Here is a 17,819-nt window from a genome sequence, read left to right as displayed (position 1 = left end):
AACCTAAGTTGGTTACCCCTTGAACCCCGGGGGTCCCCATGCGTCACAAAAGCGGAGCCGCCCCCTCCGAAGGCGGAAGGGGCGGCTGGTGACGCGGGGGTCGGGACGGGCGCCCGGCCGGCTCAGGCGGTCTTCTTGAGCTTCTTCGCCTTCTCGATCGCGTCCGCGAGGTCCTCCAGGATCGGGGCGCACTTGTCGTACGAGAAGATCGGCTCCGTGACGCGCGGGATGACCTGTCCGGCCTTGACGGCGGGCAGCTTCTTCCAGGTCGGCTTGGACTTGTCCAGGACGTCCGGCTGGATGGCGGAGGTGCGGTTGTCCATCATGATGATGTCCGCGTGGTACTGGTCGACGTTCTCCCAGCTCAGGTTCTCGAACCAGCCGCCGGAGGCCTTCTTGGCCTTCTCCGGCGGCTCGACGAGGTTCACGCCGAGCGCCTTGAAGTACTCCAGGTCCGCCGAGAGGTCCGAACCGGAGACGTAGAACAGCTCCTGGCTCGCGGAGCCCACGAGCACCTTGATGTCCTTGTGGGCCTTGGCCACCTTGCGCAGCCGCTCGGAGGCGTCCTCGAAGCGCTTCTTCGCCTTGGCGACCTTGTCCGCCTTCACGTCCGCGCCGAGCGACTCCGCGAGCGCGAGGATGCGCTGGAGGGGCTGGGTCATCTGGCGGTCGTAGACGCTGATGCCGACGCTGGGGGCGAGCTTGTCGACCTTGCCCGCGTTCTCCTCCGGCACGTACCAGAGGGTGCCCTTGGCGTCGAACATCGTGGAGATCAGCACATCGGGCGCGAGGGAGGCGTACTTCTCGACGCTGAACTGGCCCCATTCGTTGCCGATGATCGTCAGCTTGCTGATGTCCATGTCGCCGGCCTGGACGTCGGGCTTGCCGTCCCCGGTCTTCGTCGGGCCGAAGACGCCCTTGCACTCGATGCCGTAGTCGAAGAGGGCGGCGGCGACGCCGGTGAAGGCGACGATGTTCTTCGGCGTCTTGTCGCGCTCGGCGGTCTTGCCGCGGTCGTCCTTGAAGCTCCAGGGGCCGGACTTGGCCGCGCCGCCGTCGGCCTTGGTGTCCCCGTCCTTTTTGTCGTTGCCGCAGGCCGCCAGGACGGCGGTGAGGCCGAGGGCGCCGCCGGCGGCGAGGATGCCGCGGCGGGAGAGCTGGGTCGGACGGGGCTGGGACATGTGGGTTCTCTGCTTTCGTGACGGTGCGGCGGCTCGGGGCCACTGGCCGGAAGTAGAGCTTAGGCTAGCCTAAGCTCACTTCGACTCCAGGGGTCCCCTCCCCGCCGCACCGCCCCGAAGGCGCCGGTGGTCAGCCCGCGAACCCCAGCTCCCGCGCGATGAGCATGCGCTGCACCTCGCTGGTGCCCTCGCCGATCTCCAGGATCTTGGAGTCCCGCCACATGCGGGCCACCGGGTACTCGTTCATGAAGCCGTACCCGCCGTGGATCTGGGTGGCCTCGCGGGCGTTGTCCACGGCGACCGTGGAGGAGTACAGCTTGGCGATGGCCGCCTCCTTCTTGAACGGCTCCCCGGCCACAAGGCGCGAGGCCGCGTCCCGCCAGCCGACCCGGGCCATGTGCGCCCGCGTCTCCATGTCGGCGAGCTTGAACTGGATGGCCTGGTTCGCCCCGATCGGCCTGCCGAACGCGTGCCGCTCCTTGGCGTACTTCACCGACTCGTCCACACAGCCCTGGGCGAGCCCGGTGGCCAGCGCGGAGATCGCCACCCGGCCCTCGTCCAGGATGCGCAGGAACTGCGCGTAGCCGCGGCCCTCCTCGCCCAGGAGGTTGGCGAGCGGCACGCGGACGTCGGAGAAGGACAGCTCACGGGTGTCCGAGGCGTTCCAGCCGACCTTCGAGTACGGCGCCGCGACCGTGAAGCCCGGGGTGCCCGAGGGCACGATGATCGAGGAGATCAGCGGCCGGCCGTCCGGCTTGCGACCGGTGACGGCGGTGACCGTGACCAGACCGGTGATGTCCGTACCGGAGTTGGTGATGAAGCACTTCGAGCCGTTGATCACCCACTCGTCGCCGTCCCGCACCGCCGTGGTGCGGGTGCCGCCCGCGTCCGAACCGCCGTCCGGCTCCGTGAGCCCGAACGCGCCGAGCACCTCACCGGCGCACAGCCGGGGCAGCCACTGCCGCTTCTGCTCCTCGCTGCCGAACAGGTGCAGCGGCATCGCGCCGAGCGAGACGCCCGCCTCCAGGGTGATCGCCACCGAGGAGTCGACGCGGGCCAGCTCCTCCAGGGCGATGCCGAGCGCGAAGTAGTCGCCGCCCATCCCGCCGTACTCCTCCGGGAAGGGCAGGCCGAACAGGCCCATGCGGCCCATCTCGCGGACGATCTCGTAGGGGAACTCGTGGCGTTCGTAGAAGTCGCCGATCTTCGGGGCGACGACGTCGTGCGCGAACGCCTCGACGGTGCGGCGCAGTTCCTCGTGCTCGGGGCTCAGACGGTGGTCCATCGTATTCTCACTGCTCCTGGTGGGTCAGGGCGCGGACGGTGCGGGACGGGCTGGGCCGGCCGAGGTGGCCGGCCATCCAGGCGCTGGTGGCGCTGAGGCGGCCGAGGTCGACGCCGGTGTCGATGCCGAGGCCGTGCAGCATCCACACGAGGTCCTCGGTGGCGAGGTTCCCGGTGGCGCTCTTGGCGTACGGGCAGCCGCCGAGGCCGCCCGCGGAGGCGTCCACCGTCGTCACGCCCCGCTGGAGGGCGGCCAGGGTGTTGGCGAGCGCCTGGCCGTACGTGTCGTGGAAGTGCACGCCGACGCGCTCGACCGGCACGCCCGCCTCGCCCAACGCGGTGAGCAGGGCGCCCACATGGCCGGGCGTGGCCACGCCGATGGTGTCGCCGAGGCTCAGCTCGTCGCACCCCATGTCGAGCAGGGCGCGGCAGACGCGCACGACCTGGTCGACGGGCACCGGGCCCTCCCAGGGGTCCCCGAAGCACATCGACAGATAGCCGCGCACGTGCATCCGCTGCTCCCGCGCGCGGGAGACCACCGGGTCGAACATGGCGAGGGCCTCGTCCACCGTGCGGTTGAGGTTGGCCTTGGCGAAGGACTCGGTGGCGCTGGCGAAGACGGCGACGCGGTGGGCGCCGAGCGCCAGGGCGCGGTCCAGGCCGCGCTCGTTCGGCACGAGGACCGGCAGGTGCACGCCCGGCAGGTCGCCGAGGAGCGGGAAGAGCCGCTCGGCGTCGGCCAGTTGGGGCACCCACTTGGGGTGCACGAAGCTGGTCGCCTCGATGGTGGTCAGGCCCGCGCCGGCCAGGCGGTGGACGAACTCCGCCTTGATCTCGGTGGGGACCACCGACTTCTCGTTCTGCAGGCCGTCGCGGGCGCCGACCTCGTGGATGCGGACGCGGGCGGGCAGGCCCTCGCCCGGCACCCTCATGGGCAGCCCGCCGGGTGCGCTCGCGGTGGTCATGCCCGGCCCTCCTCGGTCGTCTCGTCGGCCGGGGTCACCACGGCGAGCAGTTGGTCCATGGCGACCGTCGAGCCCGGGGTGACGTCCAGCTCGGTGACCGTACCGGCGTGCGGGGCGGAGATGACGTGCTCCATCTTCATCGCCTCGACCACGAGCAGGCTCTGACCGGCGCTCACCTGGTCCCCGGGGGAGACCTTCACGACCGTGACGGTGCCCGGCATGGGGGCGGTCAGCGCGTCGGCCCCGGCGTGCGCGGCGCCGGTCAGGCTCGCCTCCACCGGGTCGTGGTCCCGCACGTGCCAGGCGTCGCCGTCGCGGCCGAGCCAGTCGCCCGCGCGGTGGAAGGTGTGCCGGACGCCGTCCACCGTGACGTGCACCCGGTCCGCGGTGACGGTGTGGCCGCTGCCGCGCAACCGGTGCGTGACGGGTTCGAGTCCCGCGGCCTGGAGCCAGTGCGTCACGGGCGCCGGGGTGCCGCCGAGCCGCCAGCCGCTCGGCACGGAGAAAGGGTCCGTCCAGCCGTCCGGCGCGGGGGCGAGGGCGGCTTCGCGCACCGCTGCCGCCGCCTCGTACACCTCGTCGGGCACGCCGTCCGGGACCAGGGTGTCCACCTCGCGCTCCACGAGGCCGGTGTCGAGGTCGCCCGCCACCACCGCCGGGTGGGCGAGGAGCCTGCGCAGGAAGCCCGCGTTGGTCGGCACGCCCAGGGTGACCGTCTCGGCGAGGGCGGCCCGCAGCCGGCGCAGGGCCGTGGCCCGGTCGGGGCCGTAGGCGATGACCTTGGAGAGCATCGGGTCGTAGAGGCTGCCGACCTCCGTGCCCTCGCTGAGGCCCGAGTCGGTGCGCACGCCGTCGCCCTGCGGCTCGCGCAGGGAGAGGACCGTGCCGCCCGAGGGCAGGAACCCGCGCGCGCCGGCCTTGACGGACACGGTCTCGGCGCAGATCCGGGCCTCCACGGCGTGCCCGGTCAGGGTGATGTCGTCCTGGGTGAAGGGCAGGGGCTCCCCGGCGGCCACCCGCAGCTGCCACTCGACCAGGTCGAGACCGCGCCCGGAGGCGGCCTGCCCGAGGGAGACGACCAGCTCCGTGACGGGGTGCTCCACCTGGAGGCGGGTGTTCATCTCCATGAAGTAGTACGAGGAGGGGTCCTTGCCGGGGACGATGAACTCCACCGTGCCCGCGCCGGTGTAGCCGCAGGAGCGGGCTGCCTGGACCGCCGCCTCGCCCATCGCGGCGCGGGTGGCCTCGTCCAGCAGGACGCTGGGCGCCTCCTCGATGAGCTTCTGGTGGCGGCGCTGGAGGGAACATTCGCGCTCGCCTAGGTGGACCACGTTCCCGTGGCCGTCCGCGAGGACCTGGATCTCGATGTGCCGGGGGCGGTCGACCCACCGCTCGACGAGGAGGGTGTCGTCACCGAAGGAGGCGCGGGCCTCGCGGCGGGCCGCCGCGATCTCCTCGGCGAGGAGGGCCTCGTCCCGCACCAGGCGCATGCCCTTGCCGCCACCGCCCGCGCTCGGCTTGAGGAGGACGGGCGTGCCGATCTCGCGGGCCGCGGCGGCCAGTTCGGCGTCGCTCAGGCCGCTTCCGCTGGAGCCGGGGACGACCGGGACGCCGGCCGCCCGCACGGTCTCCTTGGCGCGGATCTTGTCGCCCATCAGGTCGATCGCGGGGGCGGGGGGCCCGATGAAGGCGAGGCCGGCGTCGGCGCAGGCCTGCGCGAACGCGGCGTTCTCCGCGAGGAATCCGTAGCCGGGGTGGACCGCCTGGGCGCCGGAGGCGTCCGCCGCCCCGAGGATCCGCTCCACGGACAGATAGCTCTCGGCGGCCGGCGGCGGCCCGATCCGTACGGCGGTGTCGGCCTCGCGCACATGGCGGGCGTCCGCGTCCGCGTCGCTGAACACCGCGACCGAGCGGATGCCCAGCGCGCGCAGCGTGCGGATGACGCGGACCGCGATCTCGCCCCGGTTGGCGACCAGGACCGTGTCGAACATCGTCATTCGTTCCTCACATCCGGAAGACGCCGAAGCCGGGCTCGCCCAGCGGTGCCCCGGCGCACGCGGTCAGGGCGAGGCCGAGGACCTGCCGGGTCTCCAAGGGGTCGATGACGCCGTCGTCCCAGAGGCGGGCCGTGGCGTAGTAGGCGTTGCCCTGCTCTTCGTACTGCGCGCGGATGGGGTCCTTGAAGGCCTCCTCGTCCTCGGGGGCCCACTGCTCGCCGCGCGCCTCCACCTGGTCGCGCTTGACCGTGGCGAGGACGGAGGCGGCCTGCTCGCCGCCCATCACGGAGATCTTGGCGTTCGGCCACATCCACAGGAAGCGGGGGCTGTAGGCCCGGCCGCACATGGAGTAGTTGCCCGCGCCGTACGAACCGCCGACCACGACCGTCAGCTTGGGCACGCGCGTGCACGCCACGGCCGTGACCATCTTCGCGCCGTGCTTGGCGATGCCGCCCGCCTCGTAGGCGCGCCCGACCATGAAGCCGGAGATGTTCTGCAGGAAGACCAGGGGGATGCCGCGCTGGTCGCACAGCTCGATGAAGTGGGCGCCCTTCTGGGCGGATTCGGCGAACAGGATGCCGTTGTTCGCGACGATCCCGACCGGGTGGCCGTGGAGGTGGGCGAAGCCCGTCACCAGGGTCGTGCCGTACTCCGCCTTGAACTCGGCGAAGCGGGAGCCGTCGACCACGCGCGCGATGACTTCCCGTACGTCATAGGGGGTGCGGGAGTCCGTCGGCACCGCGCCGTACAGCCCGAGGGGGTCGACCTTGGGCTCCTCCACGGGCTGGACGGGCCAGGGCGGGGCGGTGCGCCCGGGGAGGGTGGAGACGATGGTGCGCACGATGCGCAGGGCGTGCGCGTCGTCCTCGGCGAGGTGGTCGGTCACCCCGGAGGTCCGCGAGTGGACCTCGCCGCCGCCCAGCTCCTCGGCGGTGACGACCTCGCCGGTCGCCGCCTTCACCAGGGGCGGGCCGCCGAGGAAGATCGTGCCCTGGTTCCGCACGATCACCGCCTCGTCGCTCATCGCGGGGACGTACGCCCCGCCGGCCGTGCAGGAGCCGAGGACCGCCGCGATCTGGGGGATGCCGGCGCCCGACATCCGCGCCTGGTTGTAGAAGATCCGCCCGAAGTGCTCGCGGTCGGGGAAGACCTCGTCCTGCATCGGCAGGAAGGCGCCGCCCGAGTCGACCAGGTACAGGCACGGGAGGCGGTTCTCCAGGGCCACCTCCTGGGCGCGCAGGTGCTTCTTCACCGTCATGGGGTAGTACGTGCCGCCCTTGACGGTGGCGTCGTTGGCCACGACGACGCACTCGCGTCCCGAGACCCGGCCGATCCCGGCGATGACGCCGGCCGCCGGCGCCTGCCCGCCGTACAGCCCCTCGGCCGCGAGGGGCGCCAGCTCCAGGAAGGGCGAGCCCGGGTCCAGGAGCGTGTCCACGCGGTCCCGGGGCAGCAGCTTGCCGCGCGCGACATGGCGGGCCCGCGCCCGCTCCCCGCCGCCGAGCCGGGCCGCGGCGAGCCTGGCCCGCAGCTCGTCCACGAGGGCGGTGTGCGCCGCCTCGTTCTCCCGCCATGCCTCGGACGCGGGATCTGCCGCGCTCGTCAGCACTGGTGCCTGCCGCATCAGTCGAGCCCCCTTGCTCGGTCCACCCGTCACGCCCGGATCGGTTAATGGGCGTTAACGTGTTTCCCTTAGGTTAACGACCGCTAACCGGCCTGTCTAGAATTGATTCCATGGCCACCAGAACCGACGCCCCCACCCGCCGCGAGCAGATCCTCAAGGAGGCCGCCCGGCTCTTCGCCGAGCGCGGCTTCCACGGCGTCGGCGTGGACGAGATAGGTGCCGCCGTCGGCATCAGCGGCCCCGGTCTGTACCGGCACTTCGCGGGCAAGGACGCGATGCTCGCGGAACTGCTCGTCGGCATCAGCGGACAGTTGCTGACGGGCGGCAAGCGGCGCGTGGCCGAGACGGACGGCTCGCCGGACCAGGTCCTCGACTCGCTCATCGAGGGGCACATCGACTTCGCCCTCGACGACCGCTCCCTGATCACCCTGCACGACCGCGAGCTGGACCGCCTGCGCGACAGCGACCGCAAGCTGGTCCGCCAGCTCCAGCGGCAGTACGTGGAGATCTGGGTCGAGGTGGTGCGCAAGGTCTACCCCGGCCTCGCCGAGAACGCGGCGCGGGTGTCGGTGCACGCCGTCTTCGGGCTGCTGAACTCCACGCCGCACCTGAGCCGCCGCGACGCGCTGCCCAGCCGGGCGGCCATGGCGCGGCTGCTGCACCGCCTGGCGCGCGGGGCGTTCGCGGCGGCGGCCGCGGAGTGACCTGCGTCTCTGGACGCTCTGGTGACCGCCGGGTAACCTTCCTCTGAGCAAGCGCTTAGTCGATGTGGGCAGAGGGAGTACTCCGTGCGCCGTACCGTTTTCGATGAGGACCACGAGGCATTCCGGCAGACCCTGCGCGCCTTCATCGAGGCCGAGGTCGTCCCGGTGTACGACGAGTGGTTCGCCGCCGGCCAGGTGCCGCGCGAGTTCTACTCCAAGCTCGCCGAGCTGGGCCTGTTCGGGATCAACGTCCCCGAGGAGTTCGGCGGCGCCGGCCTGGACACGCACAAGTTCGAGGCCATCCAGTACGAGGAGACGGCCCGCGCGGGCGTCACCTTCGGCGGCTCCGGCGTGCACGTCCTGCTCGCCCTGCCCTACATCAAGATGCTCGCCACCGACGAGCAGAAGAAGCGCTACCTGGAGAAGTTCGTCTCCGCCGAGGAGATGTGGGCCCTCGCGATGACCGAGCCGGGCACCGGCTCCGACGTCGCGGGCATGAAGACCACCGCCAAGCTCTCCGCGGACGGCACGCACTACGTCCTCAACGGCGCCAAGACCTTCATCACCGGCGGTGTGCACGCCGACCGCGTGATCGTCTGCGCCCGCACCTCCACGCCCACCGCCGAGGACCGCCGCTTCGGCATCTCCCTGTTCGCCGTCGACACCAAGTCCGAGGGCTACTCCGTCGGCCGCAAGCTGGACAAGCTCGGCCTGAAGACCTCCGACACCGCCGAGCTGGCGTTCGTCGACGTCAAGGTCCCCGTGGAGGACCTCCTCGGCGAGGAGAACAAGGGCTTCTACTACCTCGGCAGCAACCTCCCCTCCGAGCGCTGGGGCATCGCCTTCGGGGCGTACGCGCAGGCCAAGGCCGCCGTCCGGTTCGCCAAGGAGTACGTCCAGGACCGCACGGTCTTCGGCAAGCCGGTCGCGTCCTTCCAGAACACCAAGTTCGAACTGGCCGCCTGCCAGGCCGAGGTGGACGCCGCCGAGGCCGTCGCCGACCGCGCCCTGGAGGCCCTGGACGCGGGCGAGCTGACCGCCGCCGAGGCCGCCTCCGCCAAGCTGTTCTGCACCGAGGTCGCGCACCGCGTCATCGACCGCTGCCTCCAGCTGCACGGCGGCTACGGCTTCATGAACGAGTACCCCATCGCCCGCCTGTACGCGGACAACCGCGTCAACCGCATCTACGGCGGCACCAGCGAGGTCATGAAGATGATCATCGCGAAGAACATGGGCCTCTGAGAGCCGCTGCCCGAACCGCGCGGTAGAACTACCCCCATGAACCAGGCACTTGACGCCCTCCTCGACCTGCTCGACCTGGAGCAGATCGAGGAGGACATCTTCCGGGGCGTGAGCCGCTCGGCGCTCGTGCCCCGCGTCTTCGGCGGCCAGGTCGCCGCGCAGGCCCTCGTCGCCGCCGGGCGCACCGTCCCCGGCGACCGGCCCGCGCACTCCCTGCACGCGTACTTCCTGCGGCCGGGCGACCCGGGCGCGCCGATCGTCTACACCGTCGACCGCATCCGCGACGGCCGCTCCTTCACCACGCGGCGCGTCGTCGCCGTCCAGCACGGGCAGCCGATCTTCCACCTCTCCGCGTCCTTCCAGACGTACGAGGAGGGCCTGGAGCACCAGGCTGCGATGCCGGCCGCGCCCGACCCCGAGACGCTGCCCACGGCCGCCGAGACGCTGCCCCGCCAGCTGCCCGCGCCGGTCGCCCGGCGGCTGATCGAGGCGCGCGCGGCGGTCGACCTGCGCTATGTCGACGTGCCGCCCTGGGGCACCGTCGGGCAGCCCCGCGAGCCGCGCTCCCAGGTGTGGTTCCGGACCAACGGCAAGCTCGCCGACGACGCCTGCGGCTCCCTGCTGCACGTCTGCCTCGCCACGTACGTCTCGGACATGACCCTGCTCGACTCGGTGCTGCTCGCGCACGGCCGGGGCGGCTGGGCGGTCGGCGACGTCGTCGGGGCCTCCCTGGACCACGCCATGTGGTTCCACCGGCCCTTCCGCGCCGACGAGTGGCTGCTCTACGACCAGGAGTCGCCGTCCGCCTCGGGCGGCCGCGGCCTCGGCCAGGCCCGGATCTGGACGCGCGACGGGCGCCTCGCGGTGACCGTCATCCAGGAAGGCGTCGTGCGCGTCCCGCGCTGAGCCCGGGGGCGGGGTTCGCGTTCCCCGCTGATCGGACATACCGTCCGGTACATGAGTGAGCAACCGTCAGAGAAGTCGCAGGGCGGCGGCGAGAGCACGGCCACGGTCGTCGTCGCCGCCGTGGCCAACCTCGGGATCGCCCTGGCCAAGGCCGTCGCCGGTGTCATCAGCGGATCCAGCGCGATGCTCTCCGAAGCGGCGCACTCGGTGGCGGACACCGTCACCGAGCTGATGCTGCTCGTCTCCCTCAAGGCCGGCGACAAACCCGCCGACGAGGAACACCCGCTCGGCTACGGAGGGGCCCGGTACATCTGGGCGCTGCTCGCCTCCGTCGCCACCTTCGTCGGCGGCGGCATCTTCGCGATCTACGACGGCGTCCACACCCTCACCCACGGCGAGGCGCCGGGCGACCCGCTCATCTCGTACATCGTGCTCGGCGTCGCCTTCCTCCTGGAGGGCTACTCGCTGCGGACCGGCCTCAAGCAGGCGCGCGGCGAGGCCGACCGCTACGGGGTGCGCCTCAAGCGCTATCTGCGGCACACCCCCGACACGGCGGTCAAGGCCGTCGTCATGGAGGACTCGGCGGCCCTCGCGGGCCTCCTGCTCGCCGCGGCCGGACTGCTGGGCGGGCAGCTCACCGGCTCCGGTGTCTGGGACGGCGTCGCCTCGCTGTGCATCGGCGTGCTGCTCGTGTACGTCGCCTGGGTCCTCGGGCACGCCAACGCCGAGCTGCTGATCGGCCGTCCGCTGCCGCGCGAGATGCGGGACACGGTGCGGGCCGAGCTGCTCGCCGACCCGCACGTGGTGGCCGTACTGGAGCTGACCACGCTGCTCCAGGGGCCCAAGGAAGCGCTGGTCGCCGCGAAGGTCGACTTCCGGGACATGTCGAGCGCCGCGGACATCGAGCGGGCCTGCGACCGCATGGCGCGCCGCCTCCAGGAGCGCTTCCCCTCGATCAGACGCGTCTACCTGGACCCGACCCCGGGCACGGGGCAGGAGCCGGCCGGGGGCCCGGGGCAGGACTGAGAGGTCTGGGACTGAGGGGTCCAGGGCTGAGAGGTCTAGGGCTGAGAGGTCTAGGACTGAGGGGTCAGCCCCGCCGCGTCCAGCAGGTAGGCGGTCATCGGGTCGTAGTGGCGGGGGCTCGTGACGTGGTCGTCCAGGGGGACGGTCACCTGCACCGTGCCCTCCGCCTCCCCGATGAACAGCGCCGGGTCGTTGCAGTCCGCGTAGCCCACCGAGTCCAGGCCGCGCTGGCCCGCGCGCCCGGCCCAGCCGTGGTCGGCGACCACCAGGTCGGGCCGGGGGCGGCCGGCGCGCTCCAGGCCGTCCAGGATGGCGTTCATCGGCTCGGGGGAGTGCGTGTGCCACAGCGTCGCGCCGCGCTCCAGGACCGCCACGTCCGCGAACTGGAAGACCATGCCCTCGTCGGCCATCAGGCCCTCGGGGATCACCACGATCTCGCAGCCCGCCGCGCGCAGGGCGGCGGCCGTCGCGCGGTGCACGTCGAGCAGGCCCCCGGGGTGCCCGGTGGCGAACAGGACGCTCTCCTTGCCGGCGGCGGCCTTGCGCAGGCGGCCCGCCATGCGCTCCAGGGCGTCGACCGTCAGCTCCGGGTCGATGGTGTCCTGGCCCTGCCGGTGCCCGGGGTCGTCGATGACGCCGCAGCGCTCGGCCATCACCGCGAGGACGTCCTGCTCGTCGCTCCAGCGGTCGCCGAGCTCCAGGCCGAGCCAGTAGTGACGGTCGCCGTTCGCGAGCTTCCTGTAGTGGCTGAGGTTGTTCTCGCGGGGAGTGGCGACGTCGCCCGCGATGCGGGTGCGGACGAGGTGGTCGACGAGCGCGGCACGGGTGGGTATCGGCATGGCTCCTATTGTGCGGGACGAGCGCTCTGCGGAGCACGGACACCGGGCCGCTCCCGGTTCAGCGCGAACCACAGCTCCATCCGTACGTCCGGGTCGTCCACGTCCCTGCCCAGGAGTGCGGCACAGCGCGCGATCCGCTGGCGCACGGTGTTGCGGTGGACCGTGAGCGCGACCGCCGTGCGGTCCCAGCTGCCGTGCAGGGACAGCCAGGTCCGCAGGGTCACCGTCAGCGCCTCGTTCCCGGCGAGCGGGGCGAGCAGCACGCGCGCGTGGGCGTCGGCCTCCTCCGGGTCGACCAGCGCGGCGAGGCCGTTGGCGTGGTGGCGCACCAGGGGCCGCCGGGTGGCCTCCGCGCGGCGCAGGGCGCGGGCGGCCTGGGCATCCGCGGCCGCGAGGTCGCCGGGGGCGGCGGCCGCGGAGACGCCGAGGGCCCAGCCGTGCGCGGGGGCGACCTCGCGATCGGCGGGGACGAGCAGGCGTACGACGTCCTCGCGCGGGTCGACCAGGGGGGTGCCGAGCGCCGCGGCGAGCGCGGCGGCGGCCAGCGGGGTGCGCTCCCCGCGCGCGTGGACCACGCTCCACGTCTCGCTCCCCAGGAGGGGCCCGGTCTCTGCCGGGGGCGCCCCGAGGAGCAGCCGTACGAGCGCCGCCGAGCGGGCAGCTTCGGAGGCGCCCTGGTGTTCGCCGGTGAGCAGGGAGAGCAGGACGACCGCCGCCCCCGCGATGGTGTGGTCGCCGCTCTCGCGGCGTTCCGTGGCGACGCCGAGCGCGAAGCCGCGGCCGCCGCCGAGCGCGTAGGCGGCCAGATGCGTGGTGCCGGCCGTGTCGGTGGCGGAGGCCGGGGCGGCGGGCGCGGCACGCCGGACGACGCCCGTCAGCTCCCGCAGGGCCGTCCGCGCCGCCTCCCGCGCCTGCCCCTCCACCTGGAGCTCGGTGCCGTCGGGCCCGTAGAGCGCCGCGAGGCCGCCGAGCCGCGCCGCGAGCCGGCGCAGGACGGCGGGGACGGGGTCGGGCCGTGCCGCGGCCGTCGCGAGGGCCTGCTGTGCCTCGGCCACCCGGCGCAGCTCCCGGTGCCGGGCCTCGGCCATCAGCCGCCACACCGCGCGGGCGACGCCGCTGAAGGTGGTGCGCGGCGGCACCTCCAGGAGGGGCAGCCCGCGGCGGTCGCAGGCCGCCACCAGGGCGGGCGGCACCGTGTCGTGCACGGGGGCGACACCGAAGCCGAGGGCCGCGCCGCCCGCCGCGACGATGCGGGCCACGTAGGCGTCGAGGTGGTCGTCGGCGCCCGCGGGGTCGGTGATGTGCACGCCCGCGGTCAGGAGCAGCTCGCCGCCCAGGAGGTACGGGTAGGGGTCGGCCATCTCCGAGGTGTGCACCCACTGGACGGCGGTGTCCGCACTGTCCGGGCCCGCGATCTGCCGCAGGCCGAGGTCGGCGCGGGCCAGCAGCGCGGCGAGCGGGACGGGCTCGGTGGGGGGTGCCGTCGGGCCCGGCGGGCCGGTGGGCTCGGCCATGGTGGACGTTCCATCCGTATCGGTCGTGCGGTGTGGAGGAAACGTACACTTCAGCGCGGCTTATCGGCCACTTAGGGTCGTGCCGACCGCATGCCGTGGGGACGGGCGGATGTCCCCGGGGCCGGTCAGCACCCCCATCGGCACGACACGCCGCCGAGGTGCGCGAAGAAGGCTCGCCATGGCCGACGGACCTCTCGCCGGTCGCGGCGCCAGAGAGCCGGAACCGGGCGCTCCGGTGGCGGTCCGGCTCGCGCGCGGCCTGTTGTCGGTGGGGCGCGCGACACTTGTACCGCAGTACTCGCATCAGCAGGAGGCACACCGACCATGAGCAGCGCCGAGAACCCGACGACCCCCCGCGGCCCCGTCGACTCCTCCCGCATCCCCCGGTACGCGGGCCCGGCGACGTACGCGCGCCTGCCCCGCCTGGACGAGGTCGGCGGGAAGACGGACGTCGCCGTGGTCGGCGTGCCCTTCGACTCGGGCGTCTCCTACCGCCCCGGCGCCCGCTTCGGCGGCAACGCCATCCGTGAGGCCTCCCGCCTCCTGCGCCCCTACAACCCGGCGCAGGACGCCTCGCCCTTCGCGCTCGCCCAGGTCGCGGACGCCGGCGACATCGCCGCGAACCCGTTCAACATCAACGAGGCGGTGGAGACCATCGAGGCCGCCGCCGACGACCTGCTCGGCACCGGCGCCCGCATGATGACCCTCGGCGGCGACCACACCATCGCCCTGCCGCTGCTGCGCTCCGTCGCCAAGAAGCACGGCCCGGTCGCCCTGCTGCACTTCGACGCCCACCTGGACACCTGGGACACCTACTTCGGCGCCGAGTACACGCACGGCACGCCGTTCCGCCGCGCCGTCGAGGAGGGCATCCTCGACACCGAGGCGCTCTCCCACGTCGGCACGCGCGGCCCGCTCTACGGCAAGCAGGACCTCACCGACGACGAGAAGATGGGCTTCGGCATCGTCACCTCGGCGGACGTCTACCGCCGCGGCGTCGACGAGGTCGCCGACCAGCTGCGCCAGCGCATCGGCGACCGCCCGCTGTACATCTCCATCGACATCGACTGCCTCGACCCGGCCCACGCCCCCGGCACCGGCACCCCCGAGGCGGGCGGCATGACCTCCCGCGAGCTGCTGGAGATCCTGCGCGGCCTGTCCTCCTGCAACCTCGTCTCGGCCGACGTCGTGGAGGTCGCCCCGGCCTACGACCACGCGGAGATCACCGCCGTCGCCGCCTCCCACACGGCGTACGAACTGACGACGATCATGAGCAGGCAGATCGCCGCCGCCCGCGCCGACGGCGGGGAGCAGCAGGCGAAGTGACCATGGCCGCGAGGCCGTCGGTCACCGGGACACGCCGGGCCGCGCGCGGCCCGGCGGCCCGAGTGCCCGGCCCGGCGCCCGCCGGGTCCGCGCCCCGGCGAGAAGGAGAAGACGCCGCATGACCCACGACCACGACCTGGTGCTGCGCCCCACGCCGCGCCAGACGGAGGCCGCCCTGCACCCGCCCGCGGGGCGCACCGGCGGCGACCTGGTCGTCGAGACCCTCGCCGGGCTCGGCGCGACCACCGTCTTCGGGCTGCCGGGCCAGCACGTGCTGGGCGTGTTCGACGCGCTGCGGCGCTCCTGTCTGACGTATGTGGGTCTGCGCGTCGAGAACAACACGGGGTTCGCGGCGGACGCGTACGGCCGCATCACCGGGGAGGTCGCCCCGCTGCTGCTGTCCGCCGGGCCCGGCGCGCTGACCTCGCTCGCCGCGCTCCAGGAGGCGGCGGCGGCCTCCTCGCCGGTCCTCGCGATCGCCGGCCAGGTGCCGGTGGCGGGCCTGGGCGGCGGGCGCCACGGCTATCTGCACGAGCTGCGCGACCAGCAGGCGTCCTTCCGCGACCTCGTGAAGTCCGTCCACACGGTGCGGACGGCCTCCCAGATCCCCTCGGCGATCGCCGCGGCCTGGCAGTCCGCGCTGACCGCGCCGCACGGACCGGTCTGGGTGGAGATCCCGCAGGACGTGCTCCTCGCCGAGACGACGCTGCCGGTCGTCACGGCGATGGACGCGACCCCGGACGAGGTCGTCCCGCGCCCCGAGCTGACGGCCGTCGCCGCAGATCTGCTCGCGCGGGCGGAGCGGCCGGCGATCATCGCGGGCGGCGGTGTCGTACGTGCGGACGCTTCGGGCAAGCTGCTTGCCCTGGCGGAGCTGGTGAACGCCCCCGTGGTCACGACTTTCGGCGGCAAGGGCGCCTTCCCCTGGGAGCACCCGCTCTCCCTCCAGTCGTGGCTGGAGGACCGCCACACCACCGACTTCCTGGAGGACGCGGACGTCCTGCTCGTGGTCGGCTCGGGGCTCGGCGAACTGTCCTCGAACTACCACACGTTCCGGCCGCGCGGCCGGGTCGTCCAGATCGAGGCCGACGCCGGGAAGCTGGAGTCCAACCACCCCGGGCTCGGCATCCACGCGGACGCGCGGCTCGCGCTGTCGGCCCTCCTGGAGACGATCGACGCGCCCCGCGAGGACCCCGGGGCCCCCGAGCGGGTGGCGGCCCTCCTGGGCAGGGTCCGTGAGCGGATCGCGGCCCAGGACCTCACGCTGGAGCAGCGGGTGCTGGCCGCCGTGCGCGAGGCGCTGCCGGACGCGGCGCCGTCCTTCTGGGACATGACGATCCTCGCGTACTGGGCCTGGTCGGCGTTCGACGCCAGGCGCCCCAACACCATGCACTCGGCGCAGGGCGCGGGCGGCCTCGGCTACGGCTTCCCGGCGGCGCTGGGCGCGGCGGTCGCCGACCCGTCCCAGCCGGTCCTCGCGGTCTCCGGCGACGGCGGCGCGATGTACTCGATCGCCGAGCTGGCGACGGCCCGGCAGTACGACCTGCCGGTGACCTGGCTGATCGTCGACGACGGTGGCTACGGCATCCTGCGCGAGTACATGTCCGACGCCTTCGGCGAGGCGACCGCGACGGAGCTGGCCCGCCCGGACTTCGTGGCCCTCGCGGAGTCCTTCGGCGTCCCCGGGATCCGTACGACCCCGGAAACCCTCCGCGCCGACCTGTCGAAGGCGCTGGCCGAGCCGGGACCGTCGGTGGTGGTGCTCCCGGCGGTGCTGAAGATGTTCGCGCCGACGCACCTCGCAGGGGGCTGAGACCGGCGCGCCGAGTGTGACGCGACGCCCGCCACACTCAGCCGGTGAGCTGTCCGGCCTTGACGGCGGTGATGGACGTGGCCCAACCATTCGCCGCGAACAGCAGGCGGGGCCGTGCGGCGCCTTGGAGTCGCGGACGGGCACGCCGGTGGGGCACCGAGTCCCTGCGGGACGTGATCCGGGTCGCCCGCGGTCGCGGGGCCCGGCTGCCCGTAGGCGCGTACGACGGCGGCCCCGAGGAAGGGGAGGGGGAGGGCGAGGGGGAGGAAAACTGCCCGGCGGGGTGACCGTCTTGGCTGATCAGCGGGATTTTTCGTACAACCATCCCGGGCTCCGGCGAGTCATGTGGGACGAGCGTGGCCGAGTGCCCGCTTGTACGGGCCCACGGGGGGTTCTGTACGGACCCAAGGGGGAAAGACTCCATGACTCACCCGGTATCCGGGACATCCCGGCGCGCCCGCACGCTCGCGGCGGGCCTCGCCGCCGGGGTGCTCGCGCCGCTCGCCGTGTCCGCGACCGCCACGCCCGCCGTCGCCGCGCCCGCGCCGACGGTCAGCTGCACCTCCGGGCAGGCCGGCCTCGCCGCCAAGCTCACCAAGGACATCACCGCGGCCCTGAAGGACCGCAAGGGCACCATCGCGGTCGCTCTGCGCGACCGCACCACGAACACCACCTGCACCCTGCGCGCGGGCACCTCGTTCGACTCGGCCAGCGTCGTCAAGGCGACCGTCCTCGCGACGCTCCTGTGGGACGCGAAGAAGACCGAGCGGAAGCTCACGGAGCGCGAGTCGGACCTGGCGTACGCCATGATCACCAGCTCGGACAACGCGGCCACCAGCACCCTCTGGCGCCAGCTCGGCACGGGAAAGATCAACGCTTTCCTGAAGGCCGCCAAGATGACGAAGACCGTGCCGGGCGCCGACGGCTACTGGGGCCTGACCCGGATCAACGCCGCCGACGAGCAGAAGCTCCTCGCGCTGATCACCGCCAAGAACGACGTCCTGAGCGACAACGCGCGCGCCTACATGCTCAAGCTGATGGGCAAGGTCATCACCTCTCAGCGCTGGGGCACCCCCGCGGGCGCGCCCGCCGGCGTCGAGATCCACGTCAAGAACGGCTGGCTCCAGCGTTCGACGCACGGCTGGCGGGTGCACAGCATCGGCGCCTTCAACGGCGGCGGCCACGACTACACGATCTCCGTGCTCACCCACGGCAACAGCAGCATGAACTACGGCGTCGCCACCATCCAGGGCGTGGCCAAGGCCATCCACAAGGACCTGGCGCCCCGCGCCTCGGCGGCCGGCCGCTACACCCCCACGGACACCCCGCGTGAGGCGTTCGTGGCCGTGCCCGGCAGCTGAGCCCCGGCGCCCCCTCGGGGGCGCGGTTCGTTGCGGC

Annotated in this window: 14 protein-coding genes; 7 read left to right on the top strand and 7 right to left on the bottom strand. The window is 73.1% G+C overall.

Translation table 11 applies throughout. The features are described 5' to 3' along the window. Positions 1-122 precede the first annotated feature (122 nt). From ACZ516_RS04855 to ACZ516_RS04835, 5 genes are all read right to left on the bottom strand, one after another. Positions 123-1,181, bottom strand: coding sequence for an ABC transporter substrate-binding protein (locus ACZ516_RS04855; protein ID WP_361075973.1), 1,059 nt, complete (start codon positions 1,179-1,181; stop codon positions 123-125). Positions 1,182-1,311: 130 nt separating this feature from the next. Continuing rightward, positions 1,312-2,466 (bottom strand): acyl-CoA dehydrogenase family protein, encoded by a 1,155-nt coding sequence (locus ACZ516_RS04850; protein ID WP_469008499.1) that lies wholly within the window; start codon positions 2,464-2,466, stop codon positions 1,312-1,314. A gap of 7 nt (positions 2,467-2,473) precedes the next feature. Next, positions 2,474-3,430, bottom strand: a complete 957-nt coding sequence (locus tag ACZ516_RS04845; RefSeq protein ID WP_469008497.1) for a hydroxymethylglutaryl-CoA lyase — start codon at positions 3,428-3,430, stop codon at positions 2,474-2,476. Beyond that, positions 3,427-5,421 carry an acetyl/propionyl/methylcrotonyl-CoA carboxylase subunit alpha gene (locus ACZ516_RS04840; RefSeq protein WP_469008730.1) on the bottom strand — a complete coding sequence of 665 codons (1,995 nt, stop codon included), beginning with the start codon at positions 5,419-5,421 and terminating at the stop codon, positions 3,427-3,429. Before ACZ516_RS04840 ends, ACZ516_RS04845 begins: the two co-directional genes overlap by 4 nt. Before the next feature lie 13 nt (positions 5,422-5,434). Next, positions 5,435-7,051 carry a carboxyl transferase domain-containing protein gene (locus ACZ516_RS04835; RefSeq protein WP_361075964.1) on the bottom strand — a complete coding sequence of 539 codons (1,617 nt, stop codon included), beginning with the start codon at positions 7,049-7,051 and terminating at the stop codon, positions 5,435-5,437. A gap of 110 nt (positions 7,052-7,161) precedes the next feature. On the opposite strand from ACZ516_RS04835, the gene ACZ516_RS04830 reads away from it, so the two are divergent. From ACZ516_RS04830 to ACZ516_RS04815, 4 genes are all read left to right on the top strand, one after another. Then, on the top strand, positions 7,162-7,755 hold the full coding sequence (locus ACZ516_RS04830) for an SACE_7040 family transcriptional regulator (protein WP_469008495.1): 594 nt from the start codon (positions 7,162-7,164) through the stop codon (positions 7,753-7,755). 84 nt (positions 7,756-7,839) lie between these two features. Beyond that, entirely contained in the window at positions 7,840-8,997 is a 1,158-nt protein-coding gene (locus tag ACZ516_RS04825) for an acyl-CoA dehydrogenase family protein (RefSeq protein ID WP_469008494.1), read from the top strand. Positions 8,998-9,033: 36 nt separating this feature from the next. Continuing rightward, positions 9,034-9,903, top strand: a complete 870-nt coding sequence (locus ACZ516_RS04820; RefSeq protein WP_358587814.1) for an acyl-CoA thioesterase — start codon at positions 9,034-9,036, stop codon at positions 9,901-9,903. 51 nt (positions 9,904-9,954) lie between these two features. After that, positions 9,955-10,929 carry a cation diffusion facilitator family transporter gene (locus ACZ516_RS04815; protein WP_469008492.1) on the top strand — a complete coding sequence of 325 codons (975 nt, stop codon included), beginning with the start codon at positions 9,955-9,957 and terminating at the stop codon, positions 10,927-10,929. A gap of 50 nt (positions 10,930-10,979) precedes the next feature. On the opposite strand, the gene ACZ516_RS04810 is transcribed toward ACZ516_RS04815, so the two are convergent. Continuing rightward, positions 10,980-11,768, bottom strand: coding sequence for a phosphatase (locus tag ACZ516_RS04810; protein ID WP_361075952.1), 789 nt, complete (start codon positions 11,766-11,768; stop codon positions 10,980-10,982). Positions 11,769-11,773: 5 nt separating this feature from the next. Further along, complete coding sequence (locus ACZ516_RS04805) at positions 11,774-13,282, bottom strand: PucR family transcriptional regulator (protein WP_469008490.1); 1,509 nt, start codon at positions 13,280-13,282, stop codon at positions 11,774-11,776. A gap of 324 nt (positions 13,283-13,606) precedes the next feature. Here ACZ516_RS04805 and speB point away from each other — a divergent pair, with 324 nt between their 5' ends. The 3 genes from speB (at position 13,607) to ACZ516_RS04790 (ending at position 17,782) form a co-directional block, all read left to right on the top strand. Then, positions 13,607-14,608, top strand: coding sequence for an agmatinase (speB, locus tag ACZ516_RS04800; protein ID WP_469008488.1), 1,002 nt, complete (start codon positions 13,607-13,609; stop codon positions 14,606-14,608). A gap of 118 nt (positions 14,609-14,726) precedes the next feature. Next, entirely contained in the window at positions 14,727-16,421 is a 1,695-nt protein-coding gene (locus ACZ516_RS04795) for a thiamine pyrophosphate-binding protein (RefSeq protein ID WP_469008486.1), read from the top strand. 422 nt (positions 16,422-16,843) lie between these two features. Further along, positions 16,844-17,782 (top strand): serine hydrolase, encoded by a 939-nt coding sequence (locus tag ACZ516_RS04790; protein WP_358585280.1) that lies wholly within the window; start codon positions 16,844-16,846, stop codon positions 17,780-17,782. Positions 17,783-17,819: the final 37 nt, after the last annotated feature.

Source organism: Streptomyces sp. NPDC034037, from assembly GCF_055575715.1.
Note: the sequence above shows the minus strand (reverse complement) of the source record. Positions and strands in the feature narration are given on the sequence as shown.